Source organism: Tessaracoccus pujii, from assembly GCF_054483895.1.
In genome coordinates, this window is record NZ_CM137012.1 from 2,485,963 (window position 1) to 2,506,001 (window position 20,039).

Consider the following 20,039-nt stretch of genomic DNA (forward strand, 5'->3'; position numbering starts at 1 on the left):
GACCCGCCGGCGTCAGGCCTCGACGACCGAGTAGCTGCCCGCCTCGCGGACGGCCTCGATGATGGCGTCGAAGGGGATGCGCTCCGCGGACTCGACGAGCATCGAGCCGTCGTCCAGGGAGACGGAGACGTTGTCCACCCCGGCCACCTCGGAGACCTCCTCGGTGACGTGGTTGACGCAGTTGCCGCAGGTCATGCCGGAGACGGTGTACTTGCTGATCATGGTGTGAATCCTCTCGTGGGTCAGCGGACGAGCCGCTTGATGGCCTGCATCGCTTCGTCGATCTTCTCCTCGGCCTCCGGCCCACCCTTGCGGGCGGCGTCGGCGACGCAGTGGGAGAGGTGATCGTTGAGAAGGCCGAGCGAGACCGCCTTGAGGGCGCTGGTGACGGCGGTGACCTGGGTGAGGATGTCGATGCAGTACTGATCCTCCTCCACCATGCGCGCGATCCCGCGCGTCTGGCCCTCGATCAGCTTGAGCCGTCGAAGGTACGCCGTCTTCTCCGGGGTGTAGCCGTGCGTGGCGTGACAGCTGCCCTCAATGATGTCGGTCATCGGACCCCCTTCTCGCGACCCACAATACCCCGTGGGGGTATCGGATTCAACTGGTCCCATCATGACATGACAGGGCATCGGGCCCACCGGCGGGGTCGGCTAGCCCGCTCCGGGAGAGACTTGTCCACAGGGAGGGCCGCGGGCCTGTGGAAAGCCTTCCACCGGCCCACGAGTCGGGGTGCGACGGTGGCCCGACGGCCCTCTATCACAGACTGCGGATCGCCGCGCAACAAATGCCAGAATTAACGTGTCGTGCCTAGCCACACGAGTATGGCGCGGCCCTGGGTGACGCGTCCGTCCCCGCTGCCCGACGGGCACGCCTCAGATGCGCCCGGCCCACGCGTCGTCACGGCGATGTGTGGACAAACAGACTCGACACGCCCGCCTCGACGACAAATATAACGATTTGATAACGGCCCGTGACGCTCGGCGCACAACCATGTCCACAGCCTCCCGACTGCCTCCGGAGAGTTGTCCACAGGCCGTCCACAGGCCACCCCCAGGCTTGCCCACAGCCGGCCGCCGGGAGCTGTCGGAGGCGTGCCCTAGCCTGTCCTGTGGCCGGATTCCGGGGCCATGAGGAGGGGACCATGACGCAGACCGCCGTCTACGACGATCGGGATCTGGACCGCACCCCGCCGCAGGACCTGGCCGCCGAGCAGAGCGTGCTCGGGGCCATGATGATGTCGAAGGATGCCATCTCGGACGTGGTCGAGGTGCTGCGCGGGGTGGACTTCTACCGCCCCAACCACGAGACCATCTTCGACGCGATCATCAACCTCTACGGTCGCGGCGAGCCCGCAGACCCCATCACCATCGCCGGAGAGCTCGGCAAGTCCGGGCAGCTGTCGAAGGTGGGCGGCGCCGTCTACCTGCACGACCTCCTGGCATCGGTCTCCATCGCCGCCAACGCCATCTACTACGCAGAGCTCGTCCGGGACAAGGCCGTCCTGCGCCGCCTGGTCAACGCGTCCATCCGCATCGCCCAGCTCGGCTACCAGGGCCAGGGCGAGGTGGACAAGATCGTCGACGAGGCCCAGCAGACCCTCTTCGAGGTCACGGAGAAGAAGGCGTCGGAAGACTACAAGTCGCTGCGCGAGCTCATCGAGCCCACGTTCGACGAGATGGAGGCCATCGCCTCCTCCGGAGACGCGCTCTCCGGCGTCCCGACGGGTTTCGTGGACCTGGACCGGATCACCAACGGCCTGCACGCCGGCCAGATGATCATCGTCGCGGCCCGCCCCGGCGTCGGGAAGTCCACCTTCGCGCTGGACGTGTGCCGCTCCGCGGCCATCCACCACAACCTCACGGCCGCGTTCTTCTCGCTCGAGATGAGCCGCACCGAGATCGTGATGAAGATCCTCTCCGCGGAGGCGTCGGTGCCACTGGGCAAGATCCGCGGCGGCAAGATGGACGAGAACGACTGGCAGCGGGTCACGGACAAGTCGGCCATCCTGGGCGAGAAGAACCTGTTCATCGACGACTCCCCCAACCTCACCATGATGGAGATCCGCGCCAAGGCGCGCCGGCTCAAGCAGCGCCACGACCTGCAGCTGCTCGCCATCGACTACATCCAGCTGATGAGCTCCGGGAAGAAGGTGGAGTCGCGGCAGTTGGAGGTCTCGGAGTTCTCCCGCCAGATCAAGCTGCTCGCCAAGGAGCTGGAGATCCCGGTCATCGCCCTGTCGCAGCTCTCGCGTAACACCGAGCAGCGCAAGGACGGCATCCCGCAGCTGTCGGACCTGCGCGAGTCGGGCTCGCTGGAGCAGGACGCGGACATCGTCATCATGCTGCACCGCCCGGAGATGTACTCGCAGAACCCCACCGACGAGGAGCGCGGCCTGGCGGCGTTCCACATCCCCAAGCACCGCAACGGCGAGACGGGCAAGATCGACGCCCTCTTCCAGGGCCACTACAGCCGGTTCACCAACGCCCCCATGTGACCAGCGCCCGGGCACGAATGTCGCGGCAGGCCGGAACTGAGGAATAATCGCCCATCGCGTGTTCCCAGTGAAAGGCGTCCCTCTCATGACCCGAGAAGCCCAGCCCCCCGTCGACACCTCCCCGGACGCGCTCCTCGTCGCGGACCTCGCACTGCTGACCGAGCTGCACCAGCAGGTGCTCACCGAGTCGGGCCGCGGCGAGCTCGCCACGCTCATGGACCAGCTGCAGGAGGCCGCGGCGGGCGCAGCCGACGGCGGGGACCCGGAGGCGCCGTCGCACATCATCGAGGGCCTGTCCGCCACGACGGCGGCCGCCCTGGCGCAGACGCTCACCGTGCACTTCCACCTCATCAACCTGGCCGAGGAGCGGCACCGCTCCCGCCTGCTGCGCCGCGCCGACCCACGGTCCGGGGACGCCACGCCGGACATGTGGCCCGCGGTCGCGGCGCTGGGCGAGCTGGCCTCCCGGGTGCGGGACCTGCGCGTCCACCCCGTGCTCACCGCGCACCCGACTGAGGCCCGCCGCAGGGCGGTGTCATCGGCGCTGGACCGGATCGGGGACCACCTCGACCTCTACGACGACGCCGCCGCCGGGCAGCAGGAGCGGGGCGCGGCGCTGCGCCGGATGCTCGAGGAGATCGACATCCTCAGCCGCACCTCCCCGCTGCGCACCACCCTGCCGCAGCCCTCCGACGAGGTGCGCGCCGTCATGCAGGTCTTCGACCAGACCCTCTTCCACGCCGTCCCGCGGCTGTACCGCTCCGTCGAATCCGTGATCTCCAACGGCGACGCGGGCCGCCGCGAGCCCGCCGTGCCCGCGTTCCTGCGGTTCGGCTCCTGGGTGGGCGGGGACCGCGACGGCAACCCGTTCGTCACAGCCGAGGTGACGCGGCAGACCGCCGCCATCCAGGCAGACCACGCCCTGCGGGCGCTCGCCACCGGCGCCCAGCGGATCGCGCGCACCCTGACGATGAGCGACGACGCCACCCCGCCGTCGCCGGAGCTGGCCAACTCGCTGGCCCGCGACGCCGTCGCCGCGCCCGACACGTTCGCCGCGATCCGCACGTCGTCGCCCAGCGAGCCGCACCGCCAGAAGCTGCTCTTCGTCTCCGAGCGCCTCGCCGCCACCCGGCAGGGCCGCATCGAGCTGGCCTACCGCCGCCCCGACGAGCTGCTGGAGGACCTGCGCCTCATCCAGGACTCGCTGCGCGCCTCCGGCGACGACCGAGCGGCCTTCGGCGAGCTGCAGCACCTGATCTGGCTCACCGAGACCTTCGGCTTCCACCTGGCCGAGCTCGAGGTCCGCCAGCACAGCGCCGTCCACAAGGCCGCGATCGACGAGCTGCTCGGCCAGCTCGACGAGGCGCCGGCCGACGACGAGGCCCGCCTCGCCCTCCTGGACCGGCTCGCCGTCGACGGCTGGCCGAGCCACGTGCACGCCACGAGCGAGCGCACCCGCGAGGTCCTGGACACGCTGCGCGTGATGTCCTGGCTGCAGGAGCGCTGGGGCCCGCGGTCCTGCGGCCGCTACATCGTCAGCTTCACGCAGGCGGCCGAGCACCTCGTAGGGGTGCGGGCGCTGGCCCGGCTGGCCGTCGGCGACGGCCCGCTGCGGCTCGACGTGGTGCCGCTGTTCGAGACCGGCGCGGACCTCAACGGCGCCGTCGACACCCTCGAGCGCTGGCTGCCGATGCCCAGCACGCAGGCGTGGCTCGGCCAGACGGCGGGGCACGTCGAGGTGATGGTGGGCTACTCGGACTCGGCCAAGGACGTCGGCCCGGCCAGCGCGACGCTGACCCTCTACACCGCGCAGAGCGGGCTCGTGGAGTGGGCGGACCGGCACGGCGTGCATCTCACGATCTTCCACGGTCGCGGCGGCTCGCTCGGCCGCGGCGGCGGCCCGCTGCACCGCGCCATCCTCGCCCAGCCGCCGGGATCGGTGGCTGGACGGTTCAAGGTCACCGAGCAGGGCGAGGTGATCTTCGCCCGCTACGCCGACGAGACCCTGGCGCAGGCGCACCTGGAGCGGCTCACCTCGGCGGTGCTGCTGGCCGGCACCGAGGACGCCACCTGCCGCAACCGCGACGCGGCGGCCGGGTTCGCCGATGTCGCGGCCACCGTCGAGAGCGCCTCCCGCGAGGCGTGGTGGTCGCTGGTGCGGATCCCCGGGTTCGCCGACGTGGTGGCCGAGTCCAGCCCCATGGAGGAGCTGGGCGAGCTGCGGCTGGGGTCGCGGCCGGCGCGGCGCAGCGGGGCCACCGAGGGTCGCGACCTGGCAGACCTGCGGGCCATCCCGTGGGTGTTCGCCTGGTCCCAGATCCGCGCCAACATCCCCGGCTGGTACGGGCTCGGCACCGGCCTGGCCGCCGTCGGGGATCCGGAGCGGCTGCGCGCGGCCTACCGGGAGTGGCCTCTGTTCGCCAGCCTGATCGACGTCGCGGAGATGAGCCTGGCGAAGGCCAACCCGCGGCTGGCGGAGTCGTTCCTGGCGCTGGGCGGGCAGCCCGAGGTGACCGAGCGGGTGCTGACCGAGCTGGAGCTGACCAGGCGCCTCGTGCTGGAGACGATGGGCCAGTCGGAGCTGTTGGAGGCCAAGCCGCTGCTCCAGGGCCGGGTGAGCCTGAGGGCGCCGTCGATCGACGCGCTCAGCCACCTGCAGCTGCGCGCCCTGCGCCTCATCCGGGACGCCGCGTCGCCGATCGACGACGCGGAGCGAGCGGTGTGGTCGCGGGTGCTGCTGCTCACCGTCAACGGCGCCGCGGCCGGCCTGCAGAACACCGGCTAGTCTCCGCCCGGCCCCACGGCTGCCTGAGGCGCGAGGAGCGAGAGCGACGAGCCCCTTCCCGCTGGCTGATTTGTAGGAACGCTCCTTCTTGCGCCACAAGGCCGCCCGCGGCCCCGGACACTGAGGTGCAAGGAGCGAGAGAGACGAGCCCCCTCCCGCTGGCTGAGGTGCGAGGAGCGAAGCGACGAGCCTCGAAGCCTAGAAAACGTTCCTTGTCAGCCCACGTTTATTAGGCTTCGAGGCCGCTACGCGGCACCTCAGCCAGCAGGGGTGGACACCTCAGCCAGCAGGGGTGGGCACCTCAGCCAGCCGGGGCGCGACTCAGCTGCCTGCTTTCACCGACGTCGATCGGCGGATGTCCAGGACCGCCCGGACGAGGATCCACGCCACGATCGCCGCGCCCGCGGCCGACGCGGCCCAGTGGTCCGCGATCATCAGCAGCATCATCGCCAGCAGGGTGGGTGCCAGGTACTGCATGGACCTCACGACGTAGACGCCGAACGACGGCATGTGCACGCCCCGGGAGTCCGCCACGGACTTGACCATGAAATTCGGCCCGTTGCCGATGTAGGTCAGCGCCCCGCAGAACACGGCCCCCAACGAGATCGAGATCAGGAATGTCTCCGGCACCGGCGGCGTCGTGCCGATCATGGCCACACCCGGCGGCGCGGGCACCTGCGAGGCCATCTCGTAGAAGGTGGCGTAGGTGGGCGCGTTGTCCAGCACAGACGACAGTCCGCCGGTGAACAGGAAGAACGTGATCTCGTTGAGCGGAAGCTTGGGCGCCTGCTGACCGAGGAACTCCAGGGCCGGGATCATGGTGAGGAAGATGCCGATGAACAGCGCCGCGACCTCCCCGATGGGCCCCCAGCTGAACTCGTTGTCGCCGTAGCGCACGCTCCTGGGGGTGGTCGCCATCGAGGCGGCGGTCACTGCGATCATGATCAGCTCGCGCACCGGTATCCAGGACCACGCCGTCGCATGGCCGGTCTCGATGGCGTGCAGGTCCATCGACGGAGCGAACGCCACTGCCGCGATGATGATGGCGAACCAGAGGAAGTTGATCTTGCCGCGCACGCCTAGCGGAACGACGTTGGTGTGGTCGAACGCTACGTCCTCCGGCGCCTCGGTGGCGTAGATCCGTCGGTCGAGTGCGTAGTAGCTGACCAGCAGAAGGGCGTTCACGAACAGCCAGTAGGGCCACAGTCCGAACGTCCACGTGAACGGCACGCCCCTCAGCAGGCCGAGGAACAGCGGCGGGTCGCCCAGCGGGGTGAGGAGGCCGCCGCAGTTGGCGACGATGAAGATCGCGAACAGCACCGTGTGGACCCGGTGCTTGCGCTCGACGTTGGTGTTGAGCAGCGGGCGGATGAGCAGCATCGCGGCGCCCGTGGTGCCGACGAACGAGGCCACGAGCCCACCGATGGCGAGGAAGGTGGTGTTGTTGCGGGGCGTGGCCTCGATGTCGCCCTTGAGGAACAGCCCGCCCGAGACCACGAACAGGGCCAGCAGGAGGGCGATGAACTGGGCGTACTCGTAGACGGCGTGGCCGACGCGCCACGGGTCGTCCAGCGCCCACACCGCCAACGCGACGGGGAGGCCCAGCACCAGCGCGTAGCCCAGCTGGGTGGACGGCTTCTCCCAGAGGTGCCTCGTCCGCGTCAAGAGCGGGAACACCGCGATGCCGCCCAGCATCGCGACGAACGGGAGCATGCTCCACCAGGGATATTGCATCGTCGGGTCCCTTCACCGGAGCCCCCCGGGACTCCTGGCCAGATTCGCCCAGCCTAAACCCGGCCCGTTCGACGCGTGCGTGCGGGCCCAGGATCGGGGGCGACGGCAGCCACCCCTGGGGTCGCACGGGACCGGGAGCGGGAGCGCATGGGGCGGGGGCGGGAGTGCGGGAGCGGAAGCGGCGCGCGGGACCGGAGGCGGGAGCGGGGGGCGGGGCGTGGCGGCGGAGGGGCGGAAGCGTCAGCGGGACGGGGAACAGTGGCGACGGTGTCCCGCCCCACCTCGTGCCTGCGCCCCAGGTGCGCGGCGTTTGGCATGATCGGTGGGTGACCGACGACGACCTGGCCCCCCGCCTCGCCGCCTGGTACGCCGCGCACGCCCGCGACCTGCCCTGGCGCGCGGCCGGCGTGACCCCCTGGGGCGTGCTGGTCAGCGAGGTGATGTGCCAGCAGACGCCCGCCGCGCGCGTCGCGCCGCAGTGGGTGGAGTGGATGGGCCTCTGGCCCACGCCGTCGGACCTCGCGGAGGCCGCCACCGCGGACGTGCTCCGGACCTGGGCGAGGCTCGGCTACCCCAGGCGGGCGCTGCGGCTGCAGGAGGCCGGCCGCGTCGTCGTCGATGTTCACGGCGGCGAGGTGCCCGACGATGAGGCCGCCCTCCTGGCGCTTCCCGGCATCGGCCGCTACACCGCCGCCGCGGTCCTCGCGTTCGGCTTCGGGCGACGTTCGCTGGTGCTGGACACCAACGTCCGCCGGGTGCTCGCCCGGTACGACGGGGGCGTCGAGTTCCCGGCCGGCCACGAGACGGCGGCGGAGCGGCGGCGGGCGTGGGAGTTCGTGCCCTTGTCGGACGCCGACGCGGCGCTCTGGTCGGTCTCCGCGATGGAACTGGGCGCGTTGGTGTGCACGGCGAAGGCGCCCCGTTGCGGGGAATGCCCCGTCGCCGACGGCTGCGCCTGGCTGGGGGCGGGACGCCCGGCCTGGGACGGTCCGGAGCGCCGCGTCCAGGCGTGGGAGGGCACGGACCGGCAGTGTCGCGGCAGGATCATGGCGGCGCTGCGCGGCCACGGCGTGGTCCGGCTGGCCGACGTCGCCTGGCCCGACGCCGCGCAACTCGAGGCGTGCGCGGCGTCGCTGGTCGCGGACGGATTGGCGGTCCCCGTCGACGACGCACTCTCCCTCCCCTGACGCTCAGCCACGAGGCGGCTCAGCGCGTGTCGACTTGGGTTGAGCCGGGCCAAGCCGCGAAGCGGCCCAGCCCGCGCCGAAACCACCCAACTGACGCCTGTCCATGGAGTTGGCCGCGGTTCTCGCGATTGGAGCTCACGCTGTCGGTGCCGTGAGCCCTGACACGAGGCCCGTGCGGCCCTTGTCCTGCTACTGCCTGTCGGCCACGTGCTCGGCGGTGGTCGGGTAGTCGAGGCCGCCCGGGCCTCGTCTCACGTCTCCCTGCACTCGTCTGCCTGTGGCGTGGTCGGGTCCGGGCGTGCGCCGGCAGGGCGGCCCTGGCTCGGGTCTGCTTCAGGCGGGTTCTTCCGGGTGCCCCTCGGGCTGGGCATCCCTGCGCCCAGCCGCCCTGCCGTCCCCCACCCTCACGCACACCTCACGTCCCCGCCGTCGCCGTCACTGCCCAGACGCGTGGCACGAAACGCCGCGCGAATCGGACCCCGTCGCCCTATGCGTACCCGACCACCGATCCCGACGGCGTGTCGTGCACGCTCTTCCCGCCCACCAGGACCCGCGACCGGATCAGCGGGGCGGGGGGTGGTGGGGGCCGGGGCAGGTTGGGTGGGCGTTGATGACGGTACGCGGCAGCGCGAAGCGCCGCCGACCGGCATCATGGGCGGCCCGGCCCCCACCACACCCCACCACACCCGACCACAGCTGCCCAGACCGACGCCAGGCCCCCAGACGGAAGCCAGGCGCACCGAGGTAGGGCAGGCCACGACATCGCGCCTGCGCAAAGTCACCGCGCCTGCTCTATAGCGCCGGCGTCTGAACCCACGGCAGGCGGCCCCGAGGCGCCTGTCCTACAGCGCAGGCTCCCAGACATAAGCCAGGCGTCGGGACGGTAGCCAGGCGACCAGACGCAAGCCAGGCGACCAGACGCAAGCCAGGCGGCATGGGCCTGCGCGGGCCGGCTCCCGGCTCAGCTCAGGCGACGGTGAGGGTCCAGGACGAGACGGGGGCCGAGCCGTCGAGGAGGCGGGCCGAGACCTCGCCGTCGTCGTCCGCGACCACCTCGAACCGCGACACCGAACCGTCCGGACGGGGCACCTCGACGGTGCGCGACATCCCGGGCCCGAAGCCGTAGGCCCGAAGCTCCACACCCTCGGCCCAGTCGTAGTCCGGCCGGTCCTGCACCGCACCCCAGGGGATCACCGAGCCGGGGCGCGCGAGCAGCGGCAGCGAGTCGAAGCCGTGCTTCTCCGTCCGCCACCCCGGACCCTCGACGACGCCGCCGTCGAGCACCCGCGTCCACCGCCCGCACGGCACGTAGTACGACACGGTGCCGTCGTCGGTGAAGATCGGCGAGACGAGCAGCTGGTCGCCCAGCATGTACTGCAGGTCCACCATCGCGGCGCCGGGGTCGTCCGGGAACTCGAGGAACAGCGGCCGCATCACCGGCACGCCCTCAAGGTGGGCGATCTCGCCGAGCTGCCCGATGTAGGGCATGAGCCGCATCTTGAGCCGGGTGAACTGGCGCGCCACGTCGACGGCCTCGTCGTCGAACGCCCAAGGCACGCGGTACGAGTTGGAGCCGTGCAGCCGGCTGTGCGAGCTGAGGAGCCCGAACGCCAGCCATCGCTTGAACACAGCCGGGTCCGGGGTGCCCTCGAAGCCGCCGATGTCGTGGCTCCAGAACCCGAATCCCGACGCGGCCAGGCTGAGCCCGCCGCGCAGCGACTCGCTCATCGCGGAGAAGGTCGATTCGCAGTCCCCGCCCCAGTGCACGGGGAACTGCTGCCCGCCGGCCGTGGCGGACCGGGCGAAAACGACGGCGTCGCCCTCGCCCCGCTCCTCAACCAGCAGGTCGAAGACGGCCTTGTTGTAGAGGTGCGCGTAGTAGTTGTGCATCCGCTGGGGGTCCGAGCCGTCGTGCCACACCACATCGGTGGGGATCCGTTCGCCGAAGTCGGTCTTGAGGCAGTCGACGCCCTGCCGCAGCAGGCCGCGCAGCTTCCCGACGAACCAGGCGGTGGCCTCCGGGTTGGTGAAGTCCACCAGCGCCATGCCTGCCTGCCACAGGTCCCACTGCCACACGGACCCGTCGGGGCGCTTGACCAGATAGCCGCGATCCCGTCCCTCCGCGAACAGCACCGAGCGGCGCGCGATGTAGGGGTTGATCCACGCCGAGACCTTCAGCCCGCGCTCGTGGAGGCGCGCCAGCATGCCCTCCGGGTCCGGGAAAGTGGCCGGGTCCCACACCAGGTCCGTCCAGTGGAAGGCCCGCATCCAGAAGCAGTCGAAGTGGAACACCGACAGCGGCAGGTCCCGCTCGGCCATGCCGTCGATGAACGAGTTGACGGTGGCCTCGTCGTAGTCGGTGGTGAAGCTGGTGGACAGCCACAGCCCGTAGCTCCAGGCGGGCACCCGGGCGGGGCGGCCGGTGAGCGCGGTGTAGCGGCGCAGCACGTCGGCGGGGGTGGGGCCGTCGATGATCAGGTAGCGCAGCCGGTGACCGGGCACCGAGAACTGGGCGCGCGACGCGAACTCGGACGCCAGCTCGTAGGAGACATGGTCCGGGGTGTCGACGAAGACGCCGTAGCCGCGGTCGCTCAGGTAGAAGGGCACGTTCTTGTACGCCTGCTCGCTTGAGGTGCCGCCGTCGGCGTTCCAGATCTCCACGCTCTGGCCGTTCTTGATCAGCGGCCCGAACCGCTCGCCGAGCCCGTACAGGTGCTCGCCGGGCGCGATGGCCAGCTGCTCCCTCACGAAGCGCCGCCCGTCGGGGTTGGTGAGCGCCGACGGCGACCTCCCCGTCGAGGAGGTGAGCGGCCCACCCGCTCCGACGAACCGCAGATCCCACGGCACCTCCCTGCCCAGGGTGGCGGTCAGGGTGCCGCTGGTGAGCGAGACGGAGTCGTCGCTCTCGGCGATCGTGACCTCGTGCCCGCCGTCGATCAGGGCGAAGCTGGGCCCGGTGATGGGCTGGTCCCAATGCTCGATGGTGACCCCGATGACCCCCTCCGCGGGCGAGTCGACGGTGATGGTGAGCGCCGGGCAGTTGAGGGTGTCGCCGCGGGTCTCGATCACGCGCGTGGGCGTGTGGGCCACCAGGCGGCCGTCCTCGGCGACGATCTCTGCGATGCTGCGAGGACTGAGCGCCGTGACTCCGGGGCGCAACTGCCAGTAGCCGTCGGTGAACTTCATGCTTGGGTCCTCTCGTCCTGCCGCGACACTTTCGCGTGCCGCCAGATGGTGGGTGGCACGGGGTTGGTCCCCGCCGTGCCGATGGGGCCGGGCCGACGGCCTACCCCGCTTGGTCGAAACGCTTGCGCGGGCCTAGGCTTGGCTTTCACAGGGCCGTATGAAGACGGCGCCGGCCCGTCGGGCCGAAGGGGCCGGACCCCGCCGCTCCCGCCCTGGGACAAGGGGTCACGATGGCTGGTATCCAGGAAGTCGCACGCAAGGCGGGGGTCTCGCAGTCCACCGTCTCCTACGTGCTGAGCGGCCGGCGACCCATCTCCGATTCCACGCGCGAGCGGGTGCTCAAGGCCATCGACGAGCTCAACTACCGCCCCCACGCCGGGGCTCGCGCCCTGGCGTCGTCCAAGACGCACGTGCTGGGCCTGGTCACGCCGCTGCGTCCAGGCGTCAACGTGGACGTCATCATGCAGTTCGTCGCCGGCATCGCCACGAGGGCGCGTCACTTCGAGCACGACGTCCTCCTGGTCACCGAGCCGGACGCCTCAGGCATCGAGGGCGTCTCGCTGCGCTCGATGGTGGACGGCTTCATCGTCATGGACGTCGAGTCCCGCGACAGCCGGCTCCCCACGCTGGCCGCGCTGCGCCAGCCGAGCGTGCTGATCGGCATGCCGGAGGACCCGGGATCCTTGAGCTGCATCGACTTCGACTTCGAGTCCGCCGGCTCGATGGCCGTGCGGAAGCTGGCCACGGCCGGGCACACCCGCATCGCGCTCATCGGTTCGTCGCCCGCGGTGCACACCCGCGGCACGTCGTACGCGGTGCGGCTGGCGCGAGGCGCGGAGCGGGAGGCCGAGGCCCACCACATCGAGCTGCAGCGCCTGGCCTGCGGCGACGACCCCATGGAGGCGTCGCCGCTCATCGACGAGTTGGTGGAGTCCGGCATCACCGGGCTGATCGTGCACAACGAGGCCGCGCTGCCGGGCGTCATCACCGCGCTGGCTCGACGGGGCCCCGAGGTGGCCGACTCGGTGGCGGTGGTGGCCATCGGGCCGAAGTCGTTGCTGCTGGCGCCGCTGCTGCCGATGACGGTCATCGACATCCCCGGCACCACCATCGGGTCCACGGCCGTGGACATGCTGATGGCACTGGTCAACGACCACTCCCTGCCGGAGCGACGGCTGGTGGCTCCGCGGGTGGAGTGAACCGTCGGCGCGGCCGGTGACGGTGCGCGCTGCGGGCCGGATCGCATTGCACTCCTTCGCTGAGCTGGTCTGTCGATTCGTCGTCGAATCATTTCGACACAAGTGAATCACGACGGCGCCTCAGGCCGCAACACCTCGGGGCGGATTGGGCGCCCGGTCTCGCGCACGCAGCGTAGATAGTGCATCATTGGGGCAACGATCACTGCGGGCACCGCCGCCACTCAAGCATCGAAAGGCTTCGACCTCATGGCTTCTGACTCGACGACCAGCAGCACCACTCCCACCCGCGCGACCCTCGAGGATCTGGTGGCCGCGACACTTGCGCGCCTCAGCGACGACGAGGCGGTCGCCCTCCTCCACCAGGTCAACCCGGCGATGCCGGATCACGGCCTGGCGGAGTTCCACACCGGCGCCGAGGCCCTGCACGGCGTCGCCTGGACCGGCACCGCCACGGTCTTCCCGCAGCCGGTGGGCATGGCGGCCACGTGGGACGCCGGGCTGCTGCGCGAGATCGGCGAGGCCACCTCCACGGAGGTGCGCGCCAAGCACGCGGCTGACCCCGTCGGGATGTCGCTCAACGTGTGGGCACCCGTGGTCAACCCGCTGCGCCACCCCTTGTGGGGGCGCAACGAGGAGGGCTACTCCGAGGACCCGCACGTCACCGCCGAGTGCGCCATCGCCTACTCCTCAGGGCTCCGCGGGGACCACGACGTGTTCTGGAAGACCGTGCCCACCCTCAAGCACCTGCTGGCCTACAACAACGAGCAGGACCGCTGCACGTCGTCGTCGAGCCTGCCGCCCCGCGTGCTGCACGAGTACGACCTCCCGCCGTTCGTCGAGCCCATCGCCGCAGGCGTGGTGGGCGGCGTGATGGCCGCCTACAACCTGGTCAACGGCCGCCCGGCGCACACCTCGCAGGAGCTGTTCGAGGCCGTGCGGGCGGCGAATCCGGACCTGCTCGCGGTCTCCGACGCCTACGCGCCCACCAACCTCACCGGCGCCGAGCGGGCCTACCCCACGGAGGCCGATTCCCACGCGGCCGCGATCCTCGCAGGCCTGGACTCCTTCACCGACCACGACGCGGACTCCTCCTCCACGCTCGCGGCCATCAAGGCGGCCCTCGCACAGGGCCTGCTCACCATGGACGACGTCCGCCGCGCCGCCCGGCGCGTGCTGCTGGTGCGGGCGCTGACCGGGGAGCTCACCCCGGAGGCGGACCCGTACGCGGGCATCACCGCAGACCAACTCGACACCCCGGCCCACCGCGAGCTCGCCCGCCGGGCCTCCGCCGCGCAGGTCACCGTGCTGGCCAACGACGGCGTCCTCCCGCTCGCCGCGGGCGCGCGCGTGGCCGTCGTCGGGCCGATGGCGGAGGTGGTCAAGCACGACTGGTACTCCGGCACCCCGCCCTACATGGTCACGCTCGCCGCGGCCGCGGCCGAGACCCACGAGGTCAGCGCGCACGACGGCGCAGACCGGGTGGTGCTGCGGTCGCGGACCACCGGGCTGGCGGTGTCGCGGGCGGAAGACGGCGTGCTTGTGGCCGATCAGGGCCACGACGCCGAGGCCTCGGCGTTCGCCGTCGTCGAGTGGGGATCCGACGTGGTCACGCTCCGCCACGACCCCACCGGCCTGCTCTGGCGAGGCTCCGACGAGGGCATGGTCCGCGTCGACTCCACGCGCCCGGGCGGCTGGGTCACGCACGAGCACTTCGTGCGGCACGCGCACGAGGACGGCAGCTGGTCCCTGCAGCACCGCGGGAGCCGGCGCTGGCTGCGCGTCGAGTCCTGGGGCGGGCTCGTCAGCTCCTCGTCCGACGACCTGGCCACCGCCGAGCGGTTCGACGTCGAGGTGCTGAGCAGCGGCCCCGACGAGGTGGCCAGGGCTGCCGCGGGCGCCGACGTGGTGCTGGTGGCGGTGGGCAACGACCCGCATCTCAACGGCCGCGAGACCGTTGACCGGCCCGAGCCGAGCTGGCGGATCGTCGCGGCGCCGTCGGTCGCGGCGGGTGCGCTGCGGGGCTCCGGCTACCGGGCGCGGGCTGGGGCCGGGCGGGTGGCGTGGCCCTCCGTCGAGCCCCTGCCCGAGCGGTTGAGCGTGCGCCTGCGGGTGGCCACGGGCCTCGGCGGCGAGGTGGAGGTGCGCTGCGGCGACGGTCGAGGACCTGGTCGTAGCCGAGGCCCCGCGCGGTCTCCTGCATGTTGGCCAGCAGCGACTCGAACTCGGCGTCGTTGGCCGCGAACGACATCTTCCACGACTCCTGGACGATGATCGCCTTCACCTGGTTGCGCAGGGTCTCGATCTCCGAGCTGTCGGCGGGGGCCGTGTAGCTCGCGCCGGGGGCGACCATGATCTTGTCCTCCGCCTTCAGGTAGTCCATCGTCGTGGCCGCGCCACCCATCTGCGCGGACCAGTCCTCGATCAGCGGGTTCGACGTGGCGGCCTGGAAGGTCTCCCACATCTTGTAGCTGAACGGGGCGCCGGTGTTCTCGTCGACGTCGATGGGCAGCACGAGCGTGGTGTTGAGCCAGGACGCGCCGTCCTCGTAGGTGCCGCCGCCCCACTCGTCGGGCACGGTTGCGCCGCCGCCGACGAGGGCCTTCATGCCGAACTCGGTGAGCTCAGGCGCACCCTCGGCGTTGACGTCCCAGGTCAGGCCCTGCGGGCCGGCCGCGCCCATGGTCTGGCTGTTGTTGGAGTAGGTGCCCTCGGGGGAGTACAGCCAGTCGATGAACGCCGCGACGCGCTCCGGGTCCTCGGCCTTGGAGCCGATGGCCATGACCTGCTTGCCGCCGAACGGCTCGGCGCCGTAGGAGAACACCTGCATATCCTGCAGCGGGGCGATCATGAAGCCCTTGCCGGCGTTGACGTTGTCGGTGGTGTTGTAGGCCGACTGTCCCTGCCAGGGCCACCAGGAGAACAGGACCTGGCCGTTCTGGTACTTGGAGAACAGGGTGTCGTAGTTCTGAGTGGTGGACTCGGGGTCCATGATGCCCAGCTGGTTGGCCTCGTAGAAGAAGCGCAGGTTGCGCACGTAGGCGGAGTCGGAGTCGATGACGCTCTGGTACTCGGAGCCGTCGGCCTTGGCGTAGACGAAGCCGATCTCGTCGAAGCCGTAGAAGGTGGCGGGCTGCTTGGCGTTGTTCATCATGTTGCCGTCCCAGTCCTTGAACATGGACAGCGCGTAGGTCTTCTTGCCGTTGGGGGCGGTGGGCTCGGCGTCCTGCATCTTCTTGAGCACCGGCAGCAGGTCCTCCAGCGTGCCGATCTCCGGGTAGCCGAGCTCCGCGTACAGGTCCCAGCGGACGAACGGGCCGAAGGTGGGGTCGATGCCCTCGCTCGAGTCCGTGGGCTTCAGCTGCGAGACCTGAGTCGGGAAGGCGTACGTGCCGTCCTTGCCCTCGTTGAGGCGGGTCACGGCGGCGTCGAACACGGCGGCGTTCGACATGGCCGGGTAGTACTGGGAGGCGTCGAGGAGCAGACCGCCCTGGACCAGCTCGTCGAGCTTCTCGCCCTTGTCGGTGACGATGAGGTCACCCAGCTCGCCCGCCGCGACGCGGGTGTTGTAGAGCGTGTCACCGCCGCCCGCCACGTTGGGGGCGATGATGTTGAGCTTCATGTTGAACTTGTCCTTGACGATCTTGGCGAACCATCCGGGCTGCTCGCCCATCTGGTTGGCCAGGCCGTCGAACACGTCGATGGTGATCTCCTCGGACCACTCGGTGGGGAACGTGCCGCTGGCGGCCTGCGACGAGTCGTCGGCGGGAGCCTGCTCGGGGCTGCAGGCTGCGAGCCCGGCGAGACCCATCAATGGTGCGACCACAAGGGCCACAGCCTTCCTGTACTGCATTGGGTTTCCTTTCTGGAGGTGAGGGAGCCGGACCGTCATCCCTTGACGGCGCCGAGCATGATCCCCTTGACGAAGAACCGCTGGAAGAGTGGGTAGATGAAGATGATCGGCAGCACGACGATGACCGACACGGTGGTGCGGATCGACGTCGCCGTCTGAGAGGTGGCGGCCGAGGCGATGGAGCCCAGGTTGCCGCCCGCCTGCTGAGCCGCGGCCGCCAGGGAGGCCGCCTGGTTGATGAACATGTAGAGCAGGAACTGGAGCGTGTAGAGGCTCTGGTCCGTGATGTAGAGCAGCGTGTCCTGGAAGCTGTTCCACTGCGCGACGGCGGAGAAGATGGCCACCGTGGCGAGGATGGGGGTCATGTTGGGCAGGACGATGCGGAAGAACGTCTGGAACACGTTCGCGCCGTCGACCTCGGCCGCCTCCTGCAGCGAGTCCGGCATGGACTCGACGTAGGTCTTGACCAGGATGATGTTGAACGGCTGGACCACGAACGGCAGGACGTAGACCCAGAAGTTGTTGGTCAGCCCGAGGGTCTTCATGATGATGAACACCGGGATGAGGCCCGCGTTGAAGTACATGGTGATGACGACGAGCCGGTACCAGAGCTGCCGCTTCCACAGCCGCGGCTGGGTGAACATGAAGCCGAGGAACGCGGAGGCCAGGACCGTCGCGGCGGTGCCCAGCACCGTGCGGCCGATCGAGACGAGCGCCGCCTGCGGCAGGCCGGGCAGGCTGAACACCTGCGCGTAGTTCTGCAACTGGAGGCCGACCGGCCACCACCGCACGTCGCCCTGGGCGGCGATGTCGTTGGCGCTGATCGAGTTGATGATGAGGTAGTAGAAGGGGTAGGCGCAGATGAGCGCCAGGAGGGCGAAGATCAGGTAGTTGATCCCGTGGAAGACGAAGGATCCCTTCTCTTCGACGATGCGGGTGGGCTGGTGCGCGAGTGCGGTCATGTCTGCTGCTCCGATCAGATGAGGGACGTGCCGCGCACGCGCTTGGCGAGGGCGTTGACCGACAGGAGGAGGACCACCGAGATGATGGACTTGAGCATGCTGATCGCCGTGGCCATCGACAGGCTGTTGCCCGTGATGCCGATGTTGTAGACGTAGAGGTCCAGCACCTGGATGTAGGTCTTGTTGAAGGCGTTCTGGAACACGTAGTACTGCTCCATGCCGTTGTTGAGCAGGTTCGCGATGGACAGCAGCAGGAGAACGAAGTACGTGGGCATGAGCTGTGGGACGGTGATGTACCACATGGTCTGGAACCGGCCGGCGCCGTCGACCTTGGCCGACTCGTAGAGCGCCTGGTCGATCCCGGCGATGGCAGCGAGGTACATGATGGCGCCCCAGCCGACGGTCTTCCAGATGCCCCAGGCGGCCATGGTGAGCCAGATGTGCTGGTCCGTGTCCAGGAACTTCATCGGCACGGTGATGAGGCCGGAGTCCAGCATGAGCGAGTTGACCAGGCCGGTGGTGGAGAACATCGAGAACGCGATCATGTAGACCAGCACCCACGAGATGAAGTTGGGCAGCGTGGTCAGGGTCTGGATGGCGTTCCTGAACCACGGCGCGCGGATCTCGTTGAGGAACACGGCGAACGCGAGCGGGAGCACCGAGGACGCGATGCCGATGAAGCTCATGCCCAGCGTGTTGGCCATGACCTGGCCGATCTGGGCCAGCTGCGTGGGCGAGCCGACGAGGAGCCGGAACCACTGCAGCCCCACGAACTCGCTGCCGGAGAGGCCGAGCGCCGGACGGTAGTCGTAGAGCGAGTAGATCCACCCGTAGAGCGGGAAGTGCGAGAACAGGAAGACGAGGATGAGGAAGGGCAGGATGCTGAGGAACATCGCCTTCGAGGGCTTGCGCCGCGACGAGGTGGACCCGGCGGGGGCGTCGCCTCGGCGGAGCTTCCGCTTGGCCGAGGCGACCACCTCCGGCTTCGGGGGCTGCACCGGGGCCGCGACAGTCATCGGCCCCTGCCCTCGGGCCGCGACACCGGCGCGAGCGCGTCGGTGCCTGGATGGACACCCGGCGTGGGCGCTTGTTCCTGGTTCATATTCACACTGCCTCCGTTGGCGAAGCGTTTCGACGACTCATGGTAACCCGAGAGTATCCTCAGCGCAATAGCCCTTGTAGAGCGCTCTCAATCTCTCGAATCGCAGCGACGATCCGCCGCCCACCTGAGCACGACACGCCGTCGCGCCCCCACCACCCGGCCGCCGCCCCATGAGCACGACACGCCGTCGCAACCCGCCCCCGACGCCCATAGCAACCTCGACCCCCAACTCCGACGGCGATTCGTGCCCACCCCGACCGGGCACAACCCGCACCCCGCCGCCCCCACCGTCGCGCCCCCACCACCCGGCCGCCTCCCCCTGAGCACGACACGCCGTCGCAACCCGACCCCGACGCCCCCAGCGACCTCGACCCCCAACTCCGACGGCGATTCGTGCCGACTCCCACCTAGACCTGGGCGCGCAGAAAGACCGACGGGGCCGCGCGGTCGGCGCGGCCCCGTCGGTCGGGGAGGGGGGATCCCCGCTCAGCCAGGCAGAACCTGGTAGTTGATGGTGATCACGCCGGCGGAGGTGCCGCCGAGGATGGTCATGGCCCCGCGCGAGAGGTCCATGCAGCGGCCGTCGATGAAGGGCCCGCGGTCGTTGATCCGGACCGTGACCTCCTTGCCGTTGGCCGGGTTGACCACGCGGACCATGGTGTTGAAGGGCAGCGTGCGGTGGGCGGCGGTCAAGCCGTCAGGGTTGTAGCTCTCGCCGTTGGCGGTCTTGCTGCCCTGCCAGTAGTACGAGGCCTTGCAGGTGGTGACGGGGGCCGACGAGGGGTCTGGCTCGACGGGGAAGCCCTCGATGTCCGGGGTGCGCGGCGGGATGGCGGTCACCGGGGCGGCGCCGTCGGAGGAGAAGTGCACCAGGTTGTTGAAGACCTCGGTGGCGTACTGCACGTAGCGGCCGTTCTGGTAGCTGACGACGGTGGACTCCGCGTAGGTGCGGCAGCCGTTGCCGCCGGTCACCTCGCTGTCGCAGTCGGTGCGCCAGGCGCGGCCGTCGGCGTCCGTCCAGGTGCCCTTGTTGCCCAGGGGGTTGCCCTCCCACTGCGCGCGGTCCGAGGCCAGGTACGTCAGGTTGTTGAACACCCACCCGTTGCGCTGGCGGTATGCCCCGTTCTCCTTGACCACCTTGGTGGCCCAGATCTCGGTGCGGCACCGGATGACGGTGTCCGAGTAGTTCTCGCATTCCGTGCGCCAGTAGCGGCCGTTGACGTAGTGCTGGCCCGGCTGCGTGTAGGGATCGGTGGCCGCGTGCGCGACGCCGGGTGCGACGGCGCCGAGGGACACCGCGCCCATCAGCGTGGCCATGGCCGCGAGGAGGAAGCGCTTGAACATGGTGGTGGGTCCTTTCCACGGATCCGCGAGGGCCCGACCGTAACACCCGATACCTGAGAATTCCAAGAATTTCTCAGATGTAATTCTCAGCTTGGTTCACCCCCCGCCTCTGGCCAGGGCTTTTCCTCACGCGCAACAGGGCACCAACTGAGAAGCCTCAGGCGAGGCTTGAGGTGTCGGCAGCTCGAGGCCC

Annotated in this window: 12 protein-coding genes; 5 read left to right on the forward strand and 7 right to left on the reverse strand. The window is 70.0% G+C overall.

Annotated elements, in window-relative coordinates; genetic code table 11:
* Positions 1–12: 12 nt before the first annotated feature.
* Positions 13–222 (reverse strand): heavy-metal-associated domain-containing protein, encoded by a 210-nt coding sequence (locus ACX1D0_RS11845; protein ID WP_458995294.1) that lies wholly within the window; start codon positions 220–222, stop codon positions 13–15.
* 20 nt (positions 223–242) lie between these two features.
* Complete coding sequence (locus ACX1D0_RS11850; RefSeq protein WP_458995295.1) at positions 243–554, reverse strand: metal-sensitive transcriptional regulator; 312 nt, start codon at positions 552–554, stop codon at positions 243–245.
* Between the two features lie 590 nt (positions 555–1,144).
* Here ACX1D0_RS11850 and dnaB point away from each other — a divergent pair.
* Both dnaB and ACX1D0_RS11860 read left to right on the forward strand, forming a co-directional pair.
* Positions 1,145–2,497 carry a replicative DNA helicase gene (gene dnaB, locus ACX1D0_RS11855; RefSeq protein WP_458995296.1) on the forward strand — a complete coding sequence of 451 codons (1,353 nt, stop codon included), beginning with the start codon at positions 1,145–1,147 and terminating at the stop codon, positions 2,495–2,497.
* An 85-nt stretch (positions 2,498–2,582) separates the two neighbouring features.
* On the forward strand, positions 2,583–5,282 hold the full coding sequence (locus ACX1D0_RS11860) for a phosphoenolpyruvate carboxylase (RefSeq protein ID WP_458995297.1): 2,700 nt from the start codon (positions 2,583–2,585) through the stop codon (positions 5,280–5,282).
* 321 nt (positions 5,283–5,603) lie between these two features.
* On the opposite strand, the gene ACX1D0_RS11865 is transcribed toward ACX1D0_RS11860, so the two are convergent.
* Positions 5,604–7,016, reverse strand: coding sequence for a sodium:proton antiporter (locus ACX1D0_RS11865; protein ID WP_458995298.1), 1,413 nt, complete (start codon positions 7,014–7,016; stop codon positions 5,604–5,606).
* 326 nt (positions 7,017–7,342) lie between these two features.
* Between ACX1D0_RS11865 and ACX1D0_RS11870 the strand changes: the two genes are divergently transcribed.
* Positions 7,343–8,203 (forward strand): iron-sulfur binding domain-containing protein, encoded by an 861-nt coding sequence (locus tag ACX1D0_RS11870; RefSeq protein WP_458995299.1) that lies wholly within the window; start codon positions 7,343–7,345, stop codon positions 8,201–8,203.
* Positions 8,204–9,169: 966 nt separating this feature from the next.
* Here the strand turns inward: ACX1D0_RS11870 and yicI are convergent.
* On the reverse strand, positions 9,170–11,389 hold the full coding sequence (yicI, locus tag ACX1D0_RS11875) for an alpha-xylosidase (RefSeq protein ID WP_458995300.1): 2,220 nt from the start codon (positions 11,387–11,389) through the stop codon (positions 9,170–9,172).
* 230 nt (positions 11,390–11,619) lie between these two features.
* On the opposite strand from yicI, the gene ACX1D0_RS11880 reads away from it, so the two are divergent.
* Positions 11,620–12,588, forward strand: a complete 969-nt coding sequence (locus tag ACX1D0_RS11880; RefSeq protein ID WP_458995301.1) for a LacI family DNA-binding transcriptional regulator — start codon at positions 11,620–11,622, stop codon at positions 12,586–12,588.
* A gap of 246 nt (positions 12,589–12,834) precedes the next feature.
* Complete coding sequence (locus ACX1D0_RS11885; protein ID WP_459018137.1) at positions 12,835–14,859, forward strand: glycoside hydrolase family 3 protein; 2,025 nt, start codon at positions 12,835–12,837, stop codon at positions 14,857–14,859.
* A 1,614-nt stretch (positions 14,860–16,473) separates the two neighbouring features.
* Here ACX1D0_RS11885 and ACX1D0_RS11890 read toward each other — a convergent pair.
* From ACX1D0_RS11890 to ACX1D0_RS11900, 3 genes are all read right to left on the reverse strand, one after another.
* A complete protein-coding gene (locus tag ACX1D0_RS11890; protein WP_458995303.1) occupies positions 16,474–17,400 on the reverse strand; it encodes a carbohydrate ABC transporter permease in 927 nt (308 codons plus the stop codon).
* A gap of 14 nt (positions 17,401–17,414) precedes the next feature.
* Positions 17,415–18,416: an ABC transporter permease subunit gene (locus ACX1D0_RS11895; protein WP_459018139.1), complete on the reverse strand. Its 1,002-nt coding sequence runs from the start codon at positions 18,414–18,416 to the stop codon at positions 17,415–17,417.
* 572 nt (positions 18,417–18,988) lie between these two features.
* On the reverse strand, positions 18,989–19,846 hold the full coding sequence (locus tag ACX1D0_RS11900; protein ID WP_458995305.1) for a septal ring lytic transglycosylase RlpA family protein: 858 nt from the start codon (positions 19,844–19,846) through the stop codon (positions 18,989–18,991).
* Positions 19,847–20,039 lie beyond the last annotated feature (193 nt).